This is a genomic window from Methylobacterium sp. W2 (genome assembly GCF_020662345.1).
In the GTDB taxonomy this organism is placed as follows: domain Bacteria; phylum Pseudomonadota; class Alphaproteobacteria; order Rhizobiales; family Beijerinckiaceae; genus Methylobacterium.
In genome coordinates, this window is the sequence record NZ_VMOA01000002.1 from 166,376 (window position 1) to 188,377 (window position 22,002).

Annotated in this window: 19 protein-coding genes and 1 tRNA gene; 13 read left to right on the forward strand and 7 right to left on the reverse strand. The window is 68.0% G+C overall.

Going from position 1 to position 22,002, the window contains the following annotated elements; all coding sequences use genetic code 11:
• Nucleotides 1-118 precede the first annotated feature (118 nt).
• The 3 genes from FPV16_RS01995 to FPV16_RS02005 all read right to left on the reverse strand — a co-directional run bounded on the left by FPV16_RS01995 (nt 119) and on the right by FPV16_RS02005 (nt 3,331).
• Nucleotides 119-1,711, reverse strand: coding sequence for a regulator (locus FPV16_RS01995; protein ID WP_227435737.1), 1,593 nt, complete (start codon nt 1,709-1,711; stop codon nt 119-121).
• Nucleotides 1,712-1,764: 53 nt separating this feature from the next.
• A complete protein-coding gene (locus FPV16_RS02000; RefSeq protein ID WP_227435739.1) occupies nt 1,765-2,439 on the reverse strand; it encodes a cysteine hydrolase family protein in 675 nt (224 codons plus the stop codon).
• Nucleotides 2,440-2,590: 151 nt separating this feature from the next.
• On the reverse strand, nt 2,591-3,331 hold the full coding sequence (locus FPV16_RS02005) for a GntR family transcriptional regulator (protein ID WP_227435741.1): 741 nt from the start codon (nt 3,329-3,331) through the stop codon (nt 2,591-2,593).
• 220 nt (nt 3,332-3,551) lie between these two features.
• Between FPV16_RS02005 and FPV16_RS02010 the strand changes: the two genes are divergently transcribed.
• From FPV16_RS02010 to FPV16_RS02035, 6 genes are all read left to right on the forward strand, one after another.
• Nucleotides 3,552-4,553 (forward strand): hypothetical protein, encoded by a 1,002-nt coding sequence (locus FPV16_RS02010; protein ID WP_227435744.1) that lies wholly within the window; start codon nt 3,552-3,554, stop codon nt 4,551-4,553.
• Between the two features lie 65 nt (nt 4,554-4,618).
• A complete protein-coding gene (locus tag FPV16_RS02015; RefSeq protein ID WP_227435746.1) occupies nt 4,619-5,983 on the forward strand; it encodes an 8-oxoguanine deaminase in 1,365 nt (454 codons plus the stop codon).
• A gap of 2 nt (nt 5,984-5,985) precedes the next feature.
• Nucleotides 5,986-7,581 (forward strand): ABC transporter ATP-binding protein, encoded by a 1,596-nt coding sequence (locus tag FPV16_RS02020; RefSeq protein ID WP_227435748.1) that lies wholly within the window; start codon nt 5,986-5,988, stop codon nt 7,579-7,581.
• Between the two features lie 344 nt (nt 7,582-7,925).
• Complete coding sequence (locus tag FPV16_RS02025) at nt 7,926-9,017, forward strand: ABC transporter permease (protein WP_227435750.1); 1,092 nt, start codon at nt 7,926-7,928, stop codon at nt 9,015-9,017.
• 29 nt (nt 9,018-9,046) lie between these two features.
• The gene (locus tag FPV16_RS02030) at nt 9,047-9,973 is read left to right on the forward strand and encodes an ABC transporter permease (protein WP_227435753.1); all 927 of its coding nucleotides are present in this window, start codon (nt 9,047-9,049) and stop codon (nt 9,971-9,973) included.
• 67 nt (nt 9,974-10,040) lie between these two features.
• A complete protein-coding gene (locus FPV16_RS02035; protein WP_227435755.1) occupies nt 10,041-11,114 on the forward strand; it encodes a BMP family ABC transporter substrate-binding protein in 1,074 nt (357 codons plus the stop codon).
• A gap of 82 nt (nt 11,115-11,196) precedes the next feature.
• Here FPV16_RS02035 and FPV16_RS02040 read toward each other — a convergent pair whose 3' ends face one another.
• Together FPV16_RS02040 and uraD are read right to left on the reverse strand one after the other, a co-directional pair.
• Entirely contained in the window at nt 11,197-11,460 is a 264-nt protein-coding gene (locus FPV16_RS02040) for a hypothetical protein (RefSeq protein ID WP_227435757.1), read from the reverse strand.
• A 105-nt stretch (nt 11,461-11,565) separates the two neighbouring features.
• Nucleotides 11,566-12,462 (reverse strand): 2-oxo-4-hydroxy-4-carboxy-5-ureidoimidazoline decarboxylase, encoded by an 897-nt coding sequence (uraD, locus tag FPV16_RS02045; RefSeq protein WP_227435759.1) that lies wholly within the window; start codon nt 12,460-12,462, stop codon nt 11,566-11,568.
• 260 nt (nt 12,463-12,722) lie between these two features.
• On the opposite strand from uraD, the gene FPV16_RS02050 reads away from it, so the two are divergent.
• The 3 genes from FPV16_RS02050 to FPV16_RS02060 all read left to right on the forward strand — a co-directional run bounded on the left by FPV16_RS02050 (nt 12,723) and on the right by FPV16_RS02060 (nt 15,590).
• Entirely contained in the window at nt 12,723-14,042 is a 1,320-nt protein-coding gene (locus FPV16_RS02050) for a nucleobase:cation symporter-2 family protein (protein WP_227435801.1), read from the forward strand.
• A gap of 41 nt (nt 14,043-14,083) precedes the next feature.
• Nucleotides 14,084-14,923, forward strand: a complete 840-nt coding sequence (pucL, locus tag FPV16_RS02055) for a factor-independent urate hydroxylase (protein WP_227435761.1) — start codon at nt 14,084-14,086, stop codon at nt 14,921-14,923.
• 415 nt (nt 14,924-15,338) lie between these two features.
• The gene (locus tag FPV16_RS02060; RefSeq protein WP_227435762.1) at nt 15,339-15,590 is read left to right on the forward strand and encodes a hypothetical protein; all 252 of its coding nucleotides are present in this window, start codon (nt 15,339-15,341) and stop codon (nt 15,588-15,590) included.
• 337 nt (nt 15,591-15,927) lie between these two features.
• Here the strand turns inward: FPV16_RS02060 and FPV16_RS02065 are convergent.
• Both FPV16_RS02065 and FPV16_RS02070 read right to left on the reverse strand, forming a co-directional pair.
• Nucleotides 15,928-16,003 (reverse strand) — tRNA-Lys (locus FPV16_RS02065).
• A 102-nt stretch (nt 16,004-16,105) separates the two neighbouring features.
• Nucleotides 16,106-17,680, reverse strand: coding sequence for a 2-isopropylmalate synthase (locus FPV16_RS02070; RefSeq protein ID WP_227435763.1), 1,575 nt, complete (start codon nt 17,678-17,680; stop codon nt 16,106-16,108).
• A 568-nt stretch (nt 17,681-18,248) separates the two neighbouring features.
• Between FPV16_RS02070 and FPV16_RS02075 the strand changes: the two genes are divergently transcribed.
• From FPV16_RS02075 to FPV16_RS02090, 4 genes are all read left to right on the forward strand, one after another.
• Nucleotides 18,249-18,734, forward strand: a complete 486-nt coding sequence (locus FPV16_RS02075) for an SRPBCC family protein (RefSeq protein ID WP_227435764.1) — start codon at nt 18,249-18,251, stop codon at nt 18,732-18,734.
• 161 nt (nt 18,735-18,895) lie between these two features.
• A complete protein-coding gene (locus FPV16_RS02080; RefSeq protein ID WP_227435765.1) occupies nt 18,896-19,258 on the forward strand; it encodes a hypothetical protein in 363 nt (120 codons plus the stop codon).
• A gap of 352 nt (nt 19,259-19,610) precedes the next feature.
• A complete protein-coding gene (locus FPV16_RS02085) occupies nt 19,611-20,978 on the forward strand; it encodes a hypothetical protein (protein ID WP_227435766.1) in 1,368 nt (455 codons plus the stop codon).
• A 145-nt stretch (nt 20,979-21,123) separates the two neighbouring features.
• Nucleotides 21,124-21,921, forward strand: coding sequence for an ABC transporter permease (locus FPV16_RS02090; protein WP_227435767.1), 798 nt, complete (start codon nt 21,124-21,126; stop codon nt 21,919-21,921).
• The last annotated feature ends 81 nt before the right edge of the window (nt 21,922-22,002 follow it).

A 22,002-nucleotide genomic window follows, 5' to 3' on the forward strand; every position in this document is an offset into this window, starting at 1 on the left:
CAAGAGGGTTCGACATGAGGCGCGACGTGCTCCCTCTCCTTCCAGGAGAGGGGACCGGTGATGCCCGCGAGATGTATGAACATCGTTGCCCTCGGACGGAGGACGGCGGGCGGAAGCCCTATTCAGCCGGCGCGTGCGCGGTCGGCGCCATCGCCGGCACCGGGACCGCGCCCCGGGCCGCCACGAAGAGCAGGCCGGCGACGAGCGTGTAGGCGAGCGCCAGGGTCGGGGTCACCGCAAAGCCGACGGCAGGCCCGTGCATGAAGCCGAAGAAGGTCAAGACGCCCCCGGCCGCCGCGAAGGCCGAGGCCCGCAAGAAGTCGCGCTCGATGATGAAGGTCGCGATGGCGCCGAGGATGAGCCCGCCGAGGATCGCGCCTTCGCCGAGCACGGCGAGCCCGTGATAGAGCACGCCGACCTGTCCGAGCTTGTCCATGCCCACCGCAGCGGCGCTGGTGCCGGCCGCCCCCAGCGCCCCGTCGATCAGCGTCTTGGCCCAGGCCGCGAGATGCGGCGCGAAGGCCAGCACGATGGCGGGCGCGTGCGAATGCGGCGTCTCCTGGAAGGCCTGCGCCCCGATCAGCATGCCGATATAGAGCAGGATCGGCGAGATCGCGACGATCGGCACCACGCTGGAGATCAGCGAGATCAGGTTCAGCCAGGCCAGGATCAGCACGACGATGCCGGTGGCGAGGGAATAGCCGATCCGCCCGCCCATCGCCTTCCAGCCGGGATGGCCGATATAGACGGCGTTGATGAACGGGTTGCCCATGAGGCAGCCGATCAGGCTGACGATCCCGTCGGCGGTGAGCACCCGCGTGGTCGGGTAGGCGTCGCCCGCCACTTCCGCGCTCTCGACATTGTCCATGGCCTCCACGAGGTCGTAGATGCCGAAGGGGATCGCCGTCACCAGGATGATCCCGATGAACTCGAATCCGCCGAAGACGTGGCCGATGGCCGGCAGCGGCACCGAGAAGCCGATGCCGGAGAGCGCGCTCGTCAGGCCGGGCCCGCTCACCCCGCCGATGTCGATCCCGACGAGCTTGGCGCCCCAGGCCACGGCCATGCCGAACAGGATGGCCACGAGGCCGGCCGGAAGGCGGCCCGGATAGCGCACGCCGCCGAACCACGCGAGCAGGATGATGGCGAAGGCGACGACACCGATCACCGGGGTCTGGATCAGCTCCAGCGCCGGGCGCATGGCGATGAAGGTCACGGAGACGCCGGCGAGGGTCCCGAGGAGCGCCGCGCGCGGCGTGATGCGCCGGATGACGGGGGCGATGAACCCGCCGATCATCAGCATGAAGCTCTGGATGAACACCCAGGCGAGCCCCGCCTCCCAGGCCCTCACCGGATCGCCGGTGGAGAGCTTGATCGGCAGCATGATCACGAAGACCACGATGAACATATGCGGCACGCTGATGCCGGAGGGCAGCGCGCAGACGTCGTCGCGGCCGGTGGCCTTGGCGAGCCGGTAGCCGAGCCAGCCGTAATAGGCGGTGGAGAGGAAGAGCATCAGGCCGACCGCGGGCAGGATGCGCCCGAAGGTGATCGCGTCGGGCATGCCGAGGACGAAGCGCAGCAGGCCGGTGAGCACCAGCATGTTGACGAGGATGTTGGTGCCGAAGCCGAAGAACGCGTTCCAGTCGCCGGGCACCCACAGGGCCGGGCGGCGGAATGCGCCGGCCGTGTTCGTCATGCCGCTCACCATGGTGCCCTCCATCATACCGAGGCGGGGCGAGGTGCCGCGCCGGGAAAAGGGGTTCAGCCGTGCCGGCCGAGGGCAGCGATGACGCTGTCCGAATCCGAGACCCAGCCGAAGATGCCGCCCTGCGCCTTGATCATCGCGAGGCCGGCGGCGTGGAACTCGGGGATGTACGAAGCGCAGGCATCGGCGACGACGACGCAGCGATAGCCGCGGTCGTTGGCCTCGCGCACCGTCGTGTGCACGCAGACCTCGGTGGTCACGCCGCAGACGAGAAGGGTCGCGATGTTGAGGGCCGCGAGTACGTCGGCGAGTTCAGTGGCGTAGAAGGCGCCCTTGCCGGGCTTGTCGATCACCGGCTCGCCGTCCTGCGGCGCCAGCGCGGGAATGATGTCGTGACCGGGTTCGCCCCGGATCAGGATGCGGCCCATCGGTCCGGGCTGACCGATCCGAGCCGTGGGCTCGCCGCGCTCCAGCTTGGCCGGCGGCGCATCGGAGAGGTCCGGCCGGTGACCCTCTCGTGTATGCACGACGAGAAGTCCCGACGCGCGGGCCGTGTCGAGGAGGGCTCTCGTCGGCGGCACCGCGGAGGCGAGAAGCGAGACGTCGTTGCCGAGGCTTTCCCCGAAGCCGCCGGGCTCGAGGAAGTCGCGCTGCATGTCGATGATGAGAAGGGCCGTGCTCGACGCATCGAAGGGGAGCGGGGACGGCTGGGCGTCGAGGAGGTTGGGCATGAGAGGCCTCGCGCAATCGCGAATCGGACCGACTGCGCTTCATCATGTATGCAAAGACGGGGGAAACCCTGCCCAAACCATACACTTCGATGCCCGAAGATTTGCCTCGTCCTGGCGAGCTTCTATGCACGTTCCAAGGGGATCGACGCCGTCAGCGCTGCAGGCGCGCCTTGCCCGCGCGGACCGGTGCGGCCGTCCGTTCCAGGCGGTCCCGCGCCCGTTCGCCGGCCGCTTCGCGCGCGGCGGCACTCTTGGCGTCGAGGGTCTCGAAGGCGTCCTCGACGACGCTCATGTGGACGAGCATCGCGGAATTCGCGGCGGCGGCGTCCCGCGCGAGGATAGCGCGGACGACGAGGCCGTGCTCCGCATGCGAGCGGGCGAGCCGCCCCGGCGCCTGGAACTGGATGCGGCGGTACGGCGTCAGCCGCCGCCGCAGATTGCGGGCGATCTCGTCCACCACCGTATTGTGGGCGCCCTCGTAGAGGAGCCCGTGGAAGTCCTGGTTGGCGACGACGTAGCTGTCGTGGTCCCCGGCCTCGGCGAGGACGCCCATGCGCTCATGCAGCAGCCGAAGCTGGGCGCGCTCCGTCGGCGTCATGCTCAGGGTCGAGAGGCGGGCGCAGGTCGCCTCGATCTCGCCCATGGCGATGAACAGCATGTCGAGCTGATCCGGCGTGATCGTCCGCACGGTGGCGCCGAAGCGGGGGCGCAGGTCGATCAGGCCGGTGCCGTTGAGGAGCCGCAGAGCGTCGCGCACCGGTGTGCGCGAGACGCCGAAGCGCGTGGCCAGAACCTGTTCGTCCAGCCGGGCGCCCGGCGGGAATTCACCCGACAGGATGGCGTCGGCGATTCTGTCGGACAGGCTTTCGGAGCGGGTGGGGGACGCAGGCACTGTGGTCTCGGTTCCCGACACGCGATCGGTGCAGGGGCAGCCTGCGCGCGCCATGAGTACGACGAGTCTCCCGCCTGCGGCAACGCGATGGCGACACGGCTGCGCGCAGCCGGGATTTGTTGCAATTATATGACGGTGCCCATCGGCGTCGGGCCGATGACCCATCTTGGCACATCGGTTGCGGCCGTCTCCTCACATGTTGCGAATGAGGAGAAGAACGATGGTCGCACGGGGGCTTACGGCCGCGGCTCTGTCGCTCGGCATGATCGGATGCAGCATGGCGGCCGATCTCGATCCGGAGAAAACGGTCGCGGAGCCGGCGCCGGTGAAGGCGCCGTCCTTCTTCCTGTTCTCCGATACGCAGGTCAGCTTTCGCTACCAGTTCCCGGCCGCGGAGCCGGGCGTGCAGATCCAGAAGGCGGATGGCAGCTTCCGCAATCGCGACATTCCGAAATACATCACCAATATTTCCCACGCCAACGCCTGGGCCTACGGCACGAACTTCTTCTCCATCGACATCCTGCAATCGACATCTCAGGATCCGGCGGGAACCACCAACGTCCCGGGCGGCTTCGCGCAATACGATCACGGCGCCACGGAAGCCTACGGCCTCTACCGCGGCACCCTGAGCCTCAACGCCCTCACCGGGACCAAGGCCTTCGCCATTCCGGGCATCGTCAAGGACGTCTCGCTCTCCTTCGGTTTCGATGCCAACGCGAAGAACACCGCCTTCGGCCCGAAGAAGCGTGACGTCGTCGGGGGCCTGACATTCTCGGTCGACGTGCCGGCGGGCTTCCTCAATATCAGCGCCCATGCCTACAAGGAATGGAACCACAACGGCTTCAACTTTCAGCCCGATCGTGACGTCAGCTTCGACACCGTTCCCGAGTTCGAGATCGTCTACAATTTCCCGCTGACCTTCATCCCGAACCTTCCGCTGAGCATCGCCGGCTTCAACAACATCGTGACGCCGAAGGGCAAGGGCATCCGCGACCCGTTCAACTATCCGGGCGGCTATTATCCGGGGACAGGCGTCGAGTTCCTGTCGCGGACGAACCTCGTCCTCGATGTCGGCAAGATGATCTGGAACCAGCCCAACAAGCTCGATGCCTTCATCGGGTTCCAGTACTGGCTGAACAAGTTCGGCAACGTCGATCGCGCGAACTTCAAGGGCAACGAAGAGAAGAGCTTCCTCGCCGGCATCGCCTTCCACATCTTCTGAACGAACGGATACCCGAACGGCCTGAAATGTGCTCCGCTCAGGGGCGCACGACATCGGGAGCCAGGATGAGCGAACGAGACGCCGGAGCCCACCGCCTCTGGATCAGGAACCCGCTGGCGATCCTCGCGGCGGAGTCCGCCGGCGGCATCGTCGTCGAGGGGTCGCGCATCGTGGAGTGCGTGCGGTCGGGCGGGACACCGGCGGCGGCTGTGCACGAAACCGTCGACGCCTCGCGCCACGTGGTCATTCCCGGCCTCGTCAACACGCATCACCATTTCTTCCAGACGCTGACGCGCGCTCATCCCCTGGCGATCAACAAGCCGCTGTTTCCCTGGCTGAAGGCGCTCTACACGGTCTGGGACAAGCTCACCCCGGATGCGTTCCGCCTCGCGACCCGGCTGGCCTATACCGAACTCCTGCTGTCGGGCTGCACCACGGCGGGCGACCACCACTACCTGTTCCCCAAGGGGCTCGAGGCGTCCGTCGACATCCAGGTCGACGAGGCACGCAGCCTCGGCATCCGCGCCGTCGTCACCCGTGGCTCGATGAGCGTGTCGGTGCGGGACGGCGGCCTGCCGCCGGACACCCTGGTTCAGGACGACGACACCATCCTGTCCGACAGCGAACGGGTGCTCTCCCTGTTCCACGACACCGGGCCCGGCGCCATGGTGCAGATCGGGCTGGCGCCGTGCTCGCCGTTCGCCGTGACGAAGCGGCTGATGCAGGAGAGCGCGGCGCTGGCCGAACGCCACGATTGCCGCCTGCACACCCATCTCGGGGAAACCCTCGACGAGGAGGCCTATTGCCTGTCGACCTTCGGGCTGCGCCCGGTCGATTACCTGGAGGAGGTCGGCTGGATGAGCCCGCGCGCGTGGCTCGCCCACGGCATCCATTTCAACGACGCGGAGATCGCCCGTCTCGGCAAGGCGGGGGTCGGAATCTGCCACTGCCCGACCTCGAACATGACCCTGGCCTCCGGCTGCTGCCGCACCTGCGACCTCGAAGCGGCGGGCAGCCCCGTCGGCCTCGGCGTCGACGGCTCGGCCTCGAACGACAATTCGAACCTGATGGAGGGCGTGCGGCACGCCCTGATGCTCAACCGCCTCACCTACGGCGCGGAGAAGGTCACCCATCTCGACGCCCTCCGCTGGGCCACCGAGGGCTCCGCCGCCTGCCTCGGGCGCAGCGACATCGGACGGATCGAGGAGGGCCGCGAGGCCGACCTCGCCCTGTTCACCCTCGACGAACTGCGTTTCTCCGGCAGCCACGATCCACTCGCCGCGCTGGTCCTGTGCGGGGCGCACCGGGCCGACCGGGTGATGGTCGCCGGGCAATGGCGGGTGATCGACGGACACCCGGTCGGGCTCGACACCCACCGGCTTCGCGAGGAGCACTCGCGCCTGGCCCGACACCTGTTCGGAACGGTTTGACGATGGCGACCGCGCCCTCCGCCCCGCCGCCCGGCCCGAGGCAGGGACCGACACCGCTCTTCGGCGCCTACGGCATCGTCAAGCGCTTCGGCAGCTTCACGGCGAATGACGGCGTCGATCTCGAGATCCGCGCCGGCGAGATCCACGCCCTCCTGGGAGAGAACGGCGCCGGCAAATCGACCCTGATGAAGATCCTCTACGGCCTGCTGGAGCCGACGGAGGGCGTCGTCACGCACAAGGGCGACATCGTCCAGCTGCCCAATCCGGAAGCCGCCCGCCGGCTCGGGATCGGCATGGTCTTCCAGCACTTCTCCCTCTGCGAGAACCTGACGGTGGCCGAGAACATCGCCCTCGTCATGCCGAAAGACCTGTCCGGCCGGGCGCTGGCCGACCGCATCGCCAAGCTCGGCATCGATTACGGCCTGCATCTCGAACCGGATCGCCCGGTCTGGTCGCTCTCGGCGGGCGAGCGCCAGCGCATCGAGATCGTCCGCTGCCTGCTCCAGGACCCGAGCCTCGTCATCCTCGACGAACCCACCTCGGTGCTCACCCCCGGCGAGGCGGAGGTGCTGTTTTCCGTGCTGGAGCGCCTGCGCGCGGAGGGCCGGGCGCTGCTTTACATCTCCCACCGCCTCGACGAGGTGCGGCGCCTCTGCGTGCGCGCCACCATCCTGCGCGGCGGCAAGGTGGTGGGGGCCTGCAACCCCCAGGAGGAGACGGCCCGCTCGCTTGCCGCCATGATGGTGGGCAGCGCGGTCCGCGAGGTCACGGGGCGCGCGGCCGGGACGGTGGGAACGGAACGCCTGCGCCTCGATCGCCTCACCCTCCCCGCTCCGGGCCTGCACGCCACCTCGCTCCGCGACGTCTCCCTTAGAGTCTCCGGCGGCGAGATCCTCGGCATCGCCGGCATCGCCGGCAACGGCCAGGCCGAACTCTTCGCCGCCCTGTCGGGCGAGACCCGTGCGCCGGATCCCGATTCCGTGCGCATCGACGGCGCGCCCGTGGGGGCGCTCGGCATCAACGCGCGCCGGCGCCTCGGCGCGGCGTTCGTGCCGGAGGAGCGCAACGGCCACGCGGCGGCGCCTCTCATGAGCCTGTCCGAGAACGCCCTGCTCTCACGCTACCCCACCGCGCCGCTGACCCGCTTCGGCCTCATCCGTCTCGGGGCCGCGCGCGATCTCGCGAAGCGGGTGATCGAGGCCTTCGACGTGCGCAAGGCGGGGCCAGACCCCGCCGCCGGCACCCTGTCGGGCGGCAACCTCCAAAAATTCGTGGTCGGCCGTGAGATCCTGGCGGAGCCCGGCGTGCTCGTCATCAACCAGCCGACCTGGGGCGTCGATGCGGCGGCAGCGGCGCATATCCGCCAGGCGGTGATCGATCTGTCCGCGCGCGGTACCGCGATCCTCGTCATCAGCCAGGACCTCGACGAGCTGTTCGAGATCGCCGGCTCCATCGCCGTGCTGCACGACGGCACGCTCTCGACAGCGGTGCCCTCGGGCGAGACGACCCGCGAGGCCATCGGCCTGCTCATGGGCGGGTCGGGAGACCCGTCGGCCGAATCTCAGAACGCTTCGAGGGCGGTAACCCATGCTCACTGACGGATGCGCGCGCATCCCCCCTCCCCGCACACGGGGCTACCGGATTCACTCCTCTGCTCGACGGCGATTCCTTCTAGCCGAACGCATCGACAGGAGGCGCGCCGGACTCCCTCTCCTGGAAGGAGAGGGCTGGGGTGAGGTGTGGTCCATTTCCGGTGAAGTCACACACCTCACCCTGTCCCTCTCCTTCCAGGAGAGGGGACCAGCGGTTCCCGCGAGTTGGGTGAACATCGTAGGCGCGCGGGGAGAGGGGACCGGCGCCTTCCTCGGAAGCCATCGCCAAGCGCTCCCCCGCGAACGGGCAAGGGATCGCGCGCCGGGTCCGACGACATGCGGAGCGCATCATGCGTCTTGACCTCGTTCCCCGCACCCGCCGCTCTCCGGTACTCGACATCCTCTCTCCGGCGCTGGCCTTCGTGGCGGCGGTGCTGATCGGCGGCGTTGCCGTGGCCGCCCTGGGCGTCTCGCCGGGCGACGCCTTCGTGACCTATTTCGTTACTCCCCTGAGCGAGGTCTGGTCGCTCCAGGAGATCGCCCTGAAGGCCGCGCCCCTGGCTCTCATCGCCACCGGTCTCGCGTTCTGCTACCGCGCCAACCTCTGGAACATCGGCGCCGAGGGCCAGTTCGTCATCGGCGGCCTGGCCGGCGGCTGGGTCGGTGTCGCCACGCACGGCATGGGCGGGTTCACGCTCTGGATCCTGCCCGCGATGCTGATCGCCGGGACGCTCGCGGGCACCGCCTACGCGATGATCCCGGCCGTCCTGAAGGTCCGCCTCGGCGTCTCCGAGATCCTCACGAGCCTGATGCTCGTCTACGTCGCCCAACTCCTCCTCGACTACATGGTCCGCGGCCCCCTGCGCGATCCGGCGGGCTACAACTTCCCCCAGAGCGTCGGCTTCGATCCCGCGGCGCGGCTGCCCTACCTCATGGAGGGCGAGACACTGCATGCGGGCGTGGTCGTCGCCTTTCTCGCCGTGGTACTGGCGACCGTCGTGCTGGCCCGCACCCTGTTCGGGTTCGAAGTGCGGGTCGTCGGCGCGAGCCCGAGGGCGGCGCGTTTTGCCGGCTTCTCCGATGCCCGCCTGACGCTGGCCGTCTTCGCCATTTCCGGCGGCGCGGCGGGCCTTGCCGGAATCGTCGAGGTGGCGGGAAAGATCGGGCAGCTCCAGCCGGAAATTTCGCCGGGCTACGGCTTCACCGCGATCATCGTCGCCTTCCTCGGGCGGCTCTCGCCGCCGGGCATCCTGATCGCCGCCATCGTCATCGCGCTGACCACCATCGGCGGCGAGGGCGCGCAGATCGATCTAAAACTGCCCCTCGACCTGACCCGCGCCTTCCAGGGTCTGCTCCTCGGCCTCGTCCTCGGGGCCGACGTGTTCGCCGGCTATCACGTGCGGCTCGTACCGGGCGGCCCGACCGGCCGCCCGGTCTCGTAAAGTCATTTCGAGGGATATCGGAGCCGATCATGACCCTCGACATCGTCCAGATGGTCCTCGTCACGGTCCTGGCGGCCGCGACACCCCTGATCCTCGCCGGCATCGGCGAACTCGTGGCCGAGCGCTCCGGCGTGCTCAACCTCGGCGTGGAGGGGATGATGATCTTCGGCGCCGCCGTCAGTTTCGCCGTGGCGGTACAGACCGGCTCGACCTTCCTCGGGGCGCTGGGAGGCGCCGGCGCCGGCCTGCTGCTGGCCGCCCTGTTCGGCATCCTCACCGTCGGGCTCGCGGCGAACCAGGTCGCCTCCGGCCTCTCGCTGACCATCCTGGGGCTCGGCCTGTCGGGGCTGGTGGGCGCGAGCTACGTCGGGATGAAGCGCGATCCGGCGCCGCACCTGTCCCTCCCCGGCCTCACGGACCTGCCCGGACTCGGCCGGCTCGTCTTCGGCCAGGACGCCTTCGTCTATACGGCGGTGGCCCTCGTCGCCGCCGTATCGTGGTTCCTGTGGCGGACGCGGGCGGGCCTGACCCTGCGCGCCATCGGCGACGACCACGTGGCGACCCATGCCCTCGGGCTGAAGGTGCGCAAGGTCCGCTTCCTCTCCGTGCTGTTCGGAGGCGCCTGCGCCGGGCTCGGCGGGGCCTATCTCGCGCTCGCCTACACGCCGTTCTGGTCGCCGGGAATGACGGCGGGCCGCGGCTGGATCGCCCTCGCCCTGGTGGTCTTCGCCTCGTGGCGGCCCCTGCGGGTCGCGGCGGGGGCCCTGCTGTTCGGCGGGGCGACGGTGCTGCAGCTCCACGCCCAGGCCGCCGGACTCGGCCTGCCGGGCCAGCTCCTGTCCGCCCTGCCCTATCTCGCCACCATCCTGGCCCTGGTCTTGCTCTCTCTCGGGCAGCGCCACGGCGGCTCGCTGGCGCCCGCCTCGCTCGGGCGGGTCTTCACGCCGAGCCGGTGACACGCGAGCGATTCCGACGACCGTGCGGCACTGGATCAAGAGGGACGACACGATGCGGGGCAGGTCCATGAGGCGGGGTAGGTCGATGAGGCTCGGCGGTGCGGTTCTGTGCGCGATGCTCGCCGCCGGGCCGGCGCTCGCGGCCGACAAGCTGAAGGTCGGCTTCGTCTATGTCGGGCCGGTCGCCGATTTCGGGTATTCCTACCAGCACGACCTCAGCCGCAAGGCCCTGGCGGAGGCCTTGCCCGACAAGGTCGAGACCACCTTCCTCGAGAACGTGCCCGAGGCCGACAGCGAGCGCTCCATCGAGAAACTCGCCCGCTCCGGCGCCGGCCTGATCTTCACCACCTCCTTCGGCTTCATGGAGCCGACCCTGAAGGTGGCGCGGAAGTTTCCCAAGGTGAAGTTCGAGCACGCCACCGGCTACAAGCGCTCCGACAACGTCTCGACCTATTCCGCCCGCTTCTACGAAGGCCGCTACGTCTGCGGGAAGATCGCCGGTACGCTCTCAAAATCCGGCACGGTAGGCTACATCGCGTCCTTCCCGATCCCGGAAGTCGTCAGCGGCATCAACGCCTTCATGCTCGGAGCGCAGGCGGTCAACCCGAACATCAAGATCAAGGTGGTCTGGGTGAACACCTGGTTCGATCCGGGCAAGGAGGCGGAGGCGGCCAAGGCGCTCCTCGCGCAGGGCGCCGACATCCTGACCCAGCACACCGACTCGGCCGCTCCCCTCCAGGAGGCCGAGAAGCAGGGCAAGCTCGCCTTCGGCCAGTCTTCCGACCAGTACCGCTTCGCCCCCAAGGCCCAGCTCACCTCCATCACCGACGATTGGAACGGCTACGTGATCGCGGAGGCCAAGGCCGTCCTCGACGGCACCTGGAAGAGCCACGACACCTGGGGCGGGATCAAGGACGGCATGGTCGTGCTGGCCCCCTTCACCAACATGCCCGACGCCGTGAAGGCCATGGCCGAGGAGACCAAGCAGGCCATCGCGGACGGCAAGATCCATCCCTTCGCCGGGCCGGTGCTGAAGCAGGACGGAAGCGTCGCCGTGAAGGCGGGCGAGACCGCGCCGGACCCGATGATCCTCGGCATGAACTGGTACGTGAAGGGGATCGACGACAAGCTGACGCAATAACCCCTTCCTATCTCTCTCGAACGAAGAAGCTCCGCCGGAGCGTCCCGGCGGGGCTTCTTCGTTCACGGGAGCGTCACTGCGATCAGTGGTTGTGGTGGCGTGCCGGCCGGTCGGCCTTCGGCTCGTCGGAGGGCGGGGGCGCCGGCACACCGACTCCGCGCGGCGCGGCGATGGCATCGCCGCTCCGGATCGCCTCGCGCTCGTTCTGCGGGCCGGCGATGCCCTCGGTCCCGCCGGGAGCCGTCGCCGGGTCGCGGCCGGCGGGCGCCCCGGTCCCTTGGGCCAGGGCCGCGCCGGTCAACCCGAAGAGCCCGTACACAGCGAGGGCCGACATCGTCATACGCATGGTCGATGACCTTTCAAGACAGGCAAAGAGCAGGAGAACCGTAAAATGAGAAGCAAGTCTTTGGCCGCTTGAAGAAAATCGAAGCCGGGCCAGGGAGGTTCCGCGTCAGCTCCCGCGATAGGTCTGGTAGCTCCAGGGGGTCGCCACCAGCGGCACGTGATAGTGCCCCTCCGGGTCGCCGACCCCGAAGCGCAGGGGCACGATATCGAGGAAGGGCGGTTCGGGGAGGGCGGGGCCGGGACCCGCCCCGACCCGCCGGAAGTGGTCGCCGAGCCCGAAGCGCAATTCGTAGGTGGCGATCGGCACGGGGCGCCCGTGGATCAGGGGCATGTCGGTGCGGCCGTCCGCATTGGTCACCGCACGGGCCACCAGCACCGTCTCCGTCGCCGAGACGAACTCGACGAGGTCGACGGCCACCCCGGCGGCCGGCTTCCCCCGAACGGTGTCGAGGACATGGGTGGAGATCCGGCCCGTCGTGGCGAGCGGACCGGGGCCGCTGACCAGGGCGTTCAGGCGGATCGCGGCGATCCGCATCACCTCGGCCTCGGCCGTGCGCCGCTCGACATCGGGAGCGGATGCCAGCCGCGCCTCGAAGGTCCTGAGCAGCGAGGCACGGCCGTGCCGCTTGACGCACAGGATGAAGGGGATCCCGAATTTTTCGCGGTAGGCCGCGTTGAGCGCCTCGAACCGGGCGTATTCCCCGTCTGACATCCGATCGAGGCCGGCGGCGGCCTGCTCCGCGATGGAATCGGGGGCGATGGCCCCGGAGCGGGCGGCGCGCCCGGCGAGTTCGGGATGGCCGGTGAGCAGGGCGAGGCGCCGGGCCTCCAGCGCCTCGTGGACCGCATCGCGCATGGCGGAAAACAGCGCCTCCACGGTGGCGAAGGGCCGCTGCGACAGGGCCGCCTCGGCCACCCAGGGCGCGTGTTCGAACACGGCACCGAGCGCCCCCACGACATCCGCGTCCGAGGCCTCGTTCAGAGCTGCGAGTGTCGACGCCATGGCGGCCGGGTCCCCGTTGCAAGCAGGCGATGACGACCCATCGCAGGCCCGGCCGCTGCAGGCAACGGGCCATGCGCGCCGTCGCCGGGCCGGCCCGGTGGCACGTGCTTTGCGCCCTCCGCCACCGCGTCCCCGGTGAGGAATCGGCTCGGAGCGGCGGAGGCGTCGACCCCATGACCAGTGCCACGACCAGTGCCGTCCATCCCGACACCGCCGGGCCGGCTACCCCTCCCGTGGCGTCAGCGCCGCCCGTGGCGAAAATGCCTCCCGTCGCCCTCGGGCTGCTCGGGCTGCAGCACGTTCTGGTGATGTATGCCGGCGCCGTCGCGGTGCCGCTGATCGTGGGACGTGCCCTGAAGCTCCCGCCGGATCAGGTGGCGATGCTGGTGAGCGCCGACCTGTTCGCATGCGGTCTCGCGACGCTGCTGCAGAGCTGGGGCCTGCCGGGGATCGGCGTGCGCATGCCGGTGATGATGGGCGTCACCTTCGCCGCCGTCACGCCCATGGTCGCCATGGGGACCAATCCCGAGATCGGGCTGACCGGCATCTACGGCGCCGTGATCGCGGCCGGCCTCTTCGCGTTTCTCGTGGCCCCCCTCATCGGACGGCTGCTGCCGCTGTTCCCCCCCGTGGTGACCGGCACGATCATCCTGGTCATCGGCGTGTCGCTGATGAAGGTGGGCGTGAACTGGGCCGCCGGAGGAATCGGCAACCCGAATTACGGGGCGCCGCTCCATCTCGCCATCGCCGCCTTCGTGCTGGGCGTGATCCTGGCGATCACCCGCTACGGCACCGGCTTCGTCAACTCGGCCTCGGTGCTCATCGGCATCGTCGCCGGGATGCTGGTGGCCGCCGCCTTCGGGCTGGTCGATCTCGGCCATGTGACCACCGCGTCCTGGTTCGACGTGGTGCGGCCCTTCGCCTTCGGCGCCCCGACCTTCGATCCCGTCTCCATCGTCACCCTCTGCATCGTGATGATCGTGGTGATGATCGAATCCACCGGCATGTTCCTGGCGCTGGCCGAGATCTGCGCCGACCCCGTCGACGAGAAGCGCCTGACCAGGGGCCTGCGCGGCGACGGCCTCGGCACCCTCATCGGCGGAATCTTCAACACCTTCCCCTACACCTCGTTCTCGCAGAATATCGGGCTCGTCGGCGTCACCGGGGTACGCACCCGGTATGTGGCGGTGGTCGGCGGGTTCATCATGCTCGGGCTCGGCCTCATTCCAAAGCTCGCGGCCCTCGTCGAGGCGGTGCCGCAATGCGTGCTCGGCGGGGCCGGGCTGGTGATGTTCGGGATGGTGGGCGCGACGGGCGTGCGCATCCTCGGCGCCGTGGACTTCGCCCGCAATCGCAACAACCTGTTCGTCGTTGCGGTCTCCGTCGGTTTCGGCATGATCCCCCTCGTCGCCCCGGCCTTCTTCAAGCAGATGCCGCACGCGCTGCACCCGCTCCTCGAATCCGGAATCCTCCTCTGCGCGATCTCGGCGGTGGGCCTGAACCTGTTCTTCAACGGCCTGACCGGCAGCGAGGCCGCGCGCGCCGCCGCGAAACATCAGGCGGCGTCCTCCGAGCATTGAGGACGGCCGTCTTCCTTCACCGCCCCTCCTGGGAGACAAGCATGCCCCTGATCGCCTCCAGATACGGCAAGGGCCGCGTGCGGGTGATGCGCCTCACCCGCGACGGCGACGACCACACCCCGCGCGAACTGTCCCTCGCGGTCCTGATGAAGGGCGCCTTCGATGCCGCCTGGACCGACGGCGACAACCGGGCCTGCGTCGCCACCGACAGCGTGAAGAACATCGTCAACGTGGTCGCGGCCAAAAACCTGTCCCTCGACAAGGAAGCCTTCGCCGAGGCCGTCGCCACGACCTTCCTCGACACGTATCCGCAGGTCGAGGAGATCCGGATCGAGGGCAAGGAGACGCGCTGGCTGCGCCAAGCCATCGGCGGCCGGCCGCATGGCCACGTCTTCACCCTCGACGGCAACGGGACGGGCTATGTGAAGCTGGTGGCGAGCCGCGACGGCGCCGTGATGCAGTCGGGGCTGCGGGGCTTCACCTTCATGAAGACCACGCAATCGGGCTGGGCCGATTTCGTCGATGACGCGTACCGCACCCTGGCCGACGCCACCGACCGCATCGCCGCGACCGCCATGGACGCGACCTGGACCTGGGCCAGCGCGCCCGCCGACTACACCACGACCAATGCCCGGGTGCTCGACATCCTGATCGAGGTCTTCGGCACGACCTACAGCGCCAGTGTGCAGGACAGCATGTATCGCATGGGCGAGGCGGTCCTGGCGGCCGTTCCCGAGATCGCCGAAATCGGGTTCGCCATGCCGAACAAGCACTACATCCCGATCAACCTGACGCCGTTCGGCCTGGAGAACCCCAACACCGTGTTCCTGCCCACCGACGAGCCCCACGGTCAGATCGAGGCGACGATCGGGCGAGGCTGAGCCGCACGCTTCCCGTCCTTGGGAACGCAGGGGGGATTGCCGCGCGGTGAACGGTGTTCCGCAGGGCCGTGGCCACGGGCACAGGGCCGCATGCCCGCCCCGATCCCGCGTCGTCGCCGCGAGCCCGGAAAGCGCTTCCAGCAGGCCATGCCGCACGGGCGGCGAAAGAAGCATGCCAGGCCGCTCGTTTCTGGCAAATAATGTCGCAACCCGCACGAAGGCCATGACATAAAACGACTTATTCCCGTTGCTCCCGAAGCGGAGGAGAGGGCCAGCGTGGTCGGTGCATGAACATGATGCACGCGCCTTGGTCATTCCGTGTTGCTTTGCGAGGCGGCCGTGCACAAATTCTAGGTTGTTGGCCGGGGCTGCCGCTTCTCCTAAGGCAGTCCGGCCCGAACCTGGGACTACCGCCATGACCCCACGCTTCGTTCTGGGAGCCGCCCTCGGTCTCACCCTGTCCAGCGCCGCCGTCGCGCAAAGCTACACCGCACCGGCCGGCATCCCGGCCGCGACCGCCCCCGGCGGTCTCGACGGACAGGCCGCCGCCCGGAACATCCGCGCGTACGACAGCCGCTTCTCCCGCCCCGTACGCGCCCGGATCGACCTGGGGCGTGCGGACACGACGGGATCGGTGAGGCAGACCCCGCCACGGCACCGCGACTGAAGCCTCGATCCGGGGACGGGCACGCGGCCCTGCCGGGCGCGACACGTCCGTGAGATCTCGCGCGGGCAGGCGTGCCGGACAATGCCTGGAGCACGAATGCGCGAGCTGGTGGGATCCCCAAAGGCTCCGACCTCGACTACCTGCGCGAAGCCGCCAGGCACACCGACATCACGCCGACGCGCCGCGACGCACTGTCTTAAGTCGAGGAAGGTGCCACACTTGCGGGTGATCAGCCGCACCGCGAACGGGGCGTAAACACCCGGCTCCAACGGAATTCCAACGCCTCCACAACGGATCGAAGGCCTTGGCTGTAACTCTCTGAACGATCGGAAATGTTTGGTGGGTGCACAAGGGTTCGAACCTTGGACCCGCTGATTAAGAGTCAGCTGCTCTACCAACTGAGCTATGCACCCATTGCCTTGCGGCAGTCGCGGCAGCCACCAAACCCGCTGCGACGAGGGGGCTGATAGCAAAGGCCCCGGAGGCTGTCCACCCCCGGGGCTTCATTTTCCCGGCTAAACCGATGCGGCGTGCTGGGCGTGCAGGCGCACCGCCGTGGCCGAGAGCTTGTTCAGGGCGGAGAGATAGGCGCGGGCCGAGGCCACCAGCGTGTCGGGATCGGCGCCCCGCGCCGTCACGCTGCGGTCGCCGGCCTTCAATCGGACGGAGACCTCGGCCTGGGCGTCGGTGCCCTGCGTCACGGCATCGACCTTGTAGAGTTCGAGCTGCGCCTCGTGCGGGACCAGGGCCTGGATCGCGTTGAACACGGCGTCCACCGGGCCGTTGCCGTCGGCCTCCTCGGTGACGATGCGGTCGTCGATGGCGAGCTTCATCGTGGCGCGCTGCGGCCCGCGCGTGCCGGCGATGACCGAGAGCGAGACGAGGCGGATGCGGTCGTGCGCCGTGGCGAGGTTATCGTCGACCAGAGCCTCGATATCCTCGTCGTAGACGTGCTTCTTGCGGTCAGCGAGCGCCTTGAAGCGCTCGAAGGCGTCCTGCATCTGGTTGTCGGCCAAGTGCAGGCCGAGTTCCTCCAGCTTCGAGCGGAAGGCCGCGCGGCCCGAATGCTTGCCCATCACCAGGGAGGTCTTGGCGACGCCGACGGAGGCGGGCGTCATGATCTCGTAGGTCTCGGTATGCTTGAGCATCCCGTCCTGATGGATGCCGCTCTCATGCGCGAAGGCGTTCCGGCCGACGATGGCCTTGTTGTACTGCACGGGGAAGTTCGTCGCGTGGGAGACGAGCTTCGAGGCGCGGGTGAGCATCGTGGTCTCGATGCCGGTCTCGTAGGGCATCACGTCGCCGCGGGTGCGGATCGCCATGACGATCTCCTCCAGGGCCGCGTTGCCGGCGCGCTCGCCGATGCCGTTCACCGTGCACTCCACCTGCCGGGCGCCACCTTCCACACCAGCCAGGGAGTTGGCGATGGCGAGGCCGAGATCGTCGTGGCAATGCACCGAGAAGATCGCCTTGTCGGAATTCGGCACCCGCTCGCGCACCTGGCGGAACATGGTGCGGTATTCGTCGGGCGTGGCGTAGCCCACCGTGTCGGGCAGGTTGATCGTCGTCGCGCCGGAGCGGATCGCGGCCTCGACGCAACGGCACAGGTAATCGATCGGCGTGCGCGTCGCGTCCATGGCCGACCATTCCACGTCCTCCACGAGGTCGCGGGCCTGGGCCACGGTCTTGAGGATGATCTCGACCACCTCGTCCTGGGACTTGCGCATCTGATGGGCGAGGTGGATCGGCGAGGTCGAGACGAACGTATGGATCCGGCCGCGCCGGGCGAGGCGCACCGCCTCGCCGGCCCGCGCGATATCGGCGGGGATGGCACGGGCGAGGCCGGCGATGGTGGCGCGCTTCGAGCGGCGGGCGATCTCGGAGACGGCTTCGAAATCACCGATCGAGGCGATCGGGAAACCCGCCTCGATGATGTCGACGCCCATCGTGTCGAGGAGTTCGGCCACCGCCAGCTTCTCGTCGAGGGTCATCGTGGCGCCGGGGCATTGCTCGCCGTCGCGCAGGGTGGTGTCGAAGATGAGGACCCGGTCCTTCGGGGAGGCGTTGGGCTGGGTGGTGATGTCGGTCATGGCGTGTCGTCCTGTCGGAGGCGCGGTCGCTGAAGGACGCGGCGCCTTGATCCATCGATCGGCTCGACGAGGCCCTCGAGGGCCCCGGTCGCGAAACGATCCCCTGAGAGCCCAGGCGCACGCGCCCGGACGGCCCTCAGGGGCGGATAAGCAGGAGAAGGCCGACGAGGAGCGCTCGGGGACGCGCATGACCGCGCACCGCCGTGAAGGCGATGTCGGCGGTTCCCTGCGTGGAGCCGGCGCTGGCCAAGGCTCGTCTCTCCCGAATGGCGTAGCGGGCGCGCGAACGATGCGACCGTGCGGCTTCGTACCCCTCGACGCGCGCCTTGACAAGGATCGCCCTCGGCGCGCCGTCGTCCCTCACATCGGCGTGGGCCAAGACACATCTGCGTGGTCCAAAATTCCGGCCCTTGTCGCGTGCCGGCTCGCGATGAGAGCCGCGCTCTTTTTCGCCGAACCGGCATCCACTTCGGCGAGGAGCGCTCTAACTTGACGTTCGTCCGTTCAAGGGCACGGCGCGCGCCTCGTACCGCGCCGACATAACAATATCGGAAGGAAACACCCGTCCATGTCGCACACTTTCATGCGTCGTATCGTTCTGCCCGGCCTCGTTCTGCTTGCCGGCACCGCCCCAGGCTTGGCCATCGACCTCACCAAGACCATCGATATCGCCGCCTCCCCGGCGAAAGTCTGGTCGACGATCGGCGATTTCTGCGGCATCGGAACCTGGCACCCGGTCGTCGCCAAATGCGAGCCCGCCACCAAGGGCGGCACGATGCTGCGTACGCTCAGCCTCAAGGGCGGCGGCACCATCGTCGAATCGCAGACGGCGCGCGACGACACGGCGATGAGCTACACCTACGCCATCGTCGAGAGCCCGCTGCCGGTCTCCGACTATTCCTCCACCCTCGCGGTGACCCCGAAAGGCTCCGGATCGACGGTGACATGGACGGGGACCTTCAAGGCCAAGGGCGTCCCGGATACGGTGGCGACCGACGCTATTACCGGGATCTACGAATCCGGTCTCGCGGCCATCGCCGAGAAGGCCAAGTAAAGCGCTCACGTAAGGCGTTGAAGTGAAGCGCTGACACGGGGCCCGGGATCGTCGCCGGAGGCCCGTTGCCGGTGATTGACCCGCCCCTCGCCTGAAGGCAAGAACCCGGCGCGGCGTCGATGCCGTGCCGGCCGTCGCGCCGGAGCGTGAAGGAGAGCTGCGTGACCAGGAACGTCGTGTCGTTGCACCGCGCCAGCCTGATGCTGGTCCCTTGCCTCGCCGCAGGGCTCGGAGCCTGCACCGCCTCCGGCCCCTCTCCGAAGACGGCGGTGGCGCCGGCTGCCGCCCCAATCGTTGCCGCCCCCGCCTTGGCTCCGTTGCCGGCGGGCTCCGGCTGCGGTCCGAGCATCGCCCGCACCCAGGCCGTGGTGGACAGCGATGTGGCGACCGGCAACCTCAACGCGCCGGTGGGCGCACGATTCTCGGCCGACCTCGCGCGCGCCTCCGAGGCCTGCGGCGCCGGGCGGGAGCGTGAGGCCGTCGGCCTGCTCGCCGCTGCTAAATCGCGCTACGGCTACCCGTAGGCGCGAGCATTCGCTCAGGATCGCCGCCTCCGACGAAGCACGCGACCTCTCCCGGATCGATGTCGTGGGGCAGAATTGAGGACCTCAGCCCCCTCACGAAAGTGTGACCGTGCCTTGCGGCGAATGGCGCCAGGACATCGGACTGGAGAGAGCGGAGGCGAGACCCGGTTCTTCTGGTGAACCATTGCGGACGACTATCGCAGGTACTCCGCCTTCACGACGATCATTGACGGGGCTTCAGTCGGCGACTGGAAAGACACACCCGCCACATCCTCGCTGCGTTGCCATAAAAGGGCCGGGAAATCTCCTACTGTCGCGGGCGACGGAATTTCGGTGACAGGCCCCGCGACGCATGAGCTCAGCGCCCAACAATATCACGCGCCTGCCGACCGCGAGGGCCACCGCGCTCGAGCCCAAGGAGGCCCTGGCCAAGGAAGAGCGGGCCCGGGCCAACGAACTGGCGGTGAACGATGACCGCGAGATGGTTCCCCGGCGGGACGACGAGGCGAGGCGGGAGCTGGCCCTCGATGCCGCGGAAGACGAGACGTTCGCCCTCGTCCCCCTGCCGCAGCCCGATCATAGCTGGAGCCGCACGCTGCTCAGCTTCGGCATCGCAGTGATCCTGCCGCTGTGCCTGCTCGGCCTGTATTTCCTGTTCCTCGCCACGCCGCAATATTTCGCCGAGTTCCGGTTCTCCGTGACCGAGGTGACCCCGTCCGCCGGCCCCCTCGGCGGAGGCGGCAGCGGAGGCTCGACCGCGGCGGCGGTCGCCAGCGCCATGGGCGGCCACAGCGCAGCGGCGGGCGGCGGCACCGCGCAGAACTTTGTCGTGATCGATTATCTCAAGAGCCGTCAGGTGATCGACGAGCTATCTCAAAGCGTCGATGTCCGCGAGATCTACAGCCGTCCCGAGATCGATTGGCCGAACCGGTTCGACAGGAGCCGGTCGACGGAGCATCTGGTGCGCTACTGGAACAAGATGATCTGGGCGAATTACGATCCGCTCACCGGGCTCGCCTCCGTCGAGGTCAAGGCGTTCCGGCCCGACGATGCCCTGACCATCGCCAACCAGCTCGTCACGCTGTCGGAAAACCTCGTCAACAAGATCGCCAAGCGCGCCGAGGAGGATGCCGTCAAGTTCGCCGAGCAGGAGGTCGTCCGGGCCAAGGCCAGCCTCGACAAGGCCCGCGCCGCCATGGCCGAGTTCCGTGAGAAGGAAGGGGTGATCGATCCGATGCCCAGCGTGGTGACGGGCAACACCCAGCTCATCGGCACCTTGCGCGGATCGGTGTCGCAGCTGGAGGCCGATTACGACACGATCCGGAGGCAGAACCTCAGCGAGTCGGCGCCGTCGGTCCTGGCCCTCAGGTCCCGTGTCCAGGCCGCGCGCGAGCAGCTGGCCTCCGTCGAGCGCGAGGTCTCGGGCAGCCGCTCCGGCCGCAACGTCCTGGCCGGCGTCGTCGCCCGGTTCGAAGCCCTCGACATGGACCGGCAATATGCGCAGGCGATCCTGCTCACCTCCCTGCAATCCCTCGACCGCGCACGGGCCAGCGCGGCCGCCCAGCATCTCTATCTCACGCCCTACGTTCGGCCGGCCCTGCCCGAAAGCGCGGGCGGCCCGCGCGTCTTCCTGTCGATGGTGCTCGGAGCCTTCATCCTGGCAGCGATCTGGTTCATCGGCCTGCTCGCCGTGCGCTCGATCATGAACAGTCGTGCCTGAGCGGGGTCGGCCTTCGGTCGTCATGACCGCAGGCGCGGCCTCGAATAAAATTCAGGCCCTGTGACGACGCAACATCCGGCACAAGGTGCCGGTCCCGTAACCCGCCACTCCGCGTCACCCGGCATCCTTGGATCGCGACTGAACGATGGCAAACTCCTCGATCGTCCTTCCGGCCGCTTCCTCGAAGCAGAGCGCACGACCGTGGCTGACGATCATGACGGCGTTGATCGTCCGTGATTTCGGAGTTCGCTTTCGTAACTTCCATCCGGCCATTGCCGTCCTGCTCTTCATCGAGCCGATCGTCGTCATCGCGACCGTGGCAGGATTGCGAATCTTTCTATTTGGAAAGGAACCGCCTTTTGGACCATCGGTACTTCTCTTTATGGGGACTGGTGTATTCCCGTTTTATGTCTTCCGGCGTTGCGCTCGCGGCGTTCGCAGCCTGAAGTCGCGAGCGGCAGAGTATTACTTTGTCAAACCCTTCGATTTTCTTCTGTCTCGTTTTCTGATTCAAGTCATACAAAACCTTGTTTTGATGACCATCTTCTTTCTTGGACTTTACATCTACGGAATTCGAGAGGCCGCCCCCTGGTCTCCGGATATGTGCCTCATCAGTCTCTTCGCTATCACTTGCCTATCCCTGGGGATGGCGCTGATCAACTCGAGCATTCAATCGTATTTTCCTGGTTGGGGCAAAATCTACGCATTCTTGAGCAGACCGATGATGATGTTCAGCGGCGCCTTCAAGACCGTCGACCTATCCCCGGAGCCCATGCGAACGATCTATTCCTGGAATCCGCTCTCGCATGTCATCGAGCTTTTCCGACTGGGATTCTACCCGAACTATCCGCATGCCAGCTTCGATGGGATCTATCTCACCAAATGGTGTATCGGCACGATCTTCGTCGGGATCCTACTGTACAACAACAAGGCCAAGGACTGAGAGCGCCTACAAAACTCCCGGTCAGCGCCAGTCCTCGCTCCGCGCGAAGGCGCAGCGGGAGTTTCATGAGAGACTCCGAGC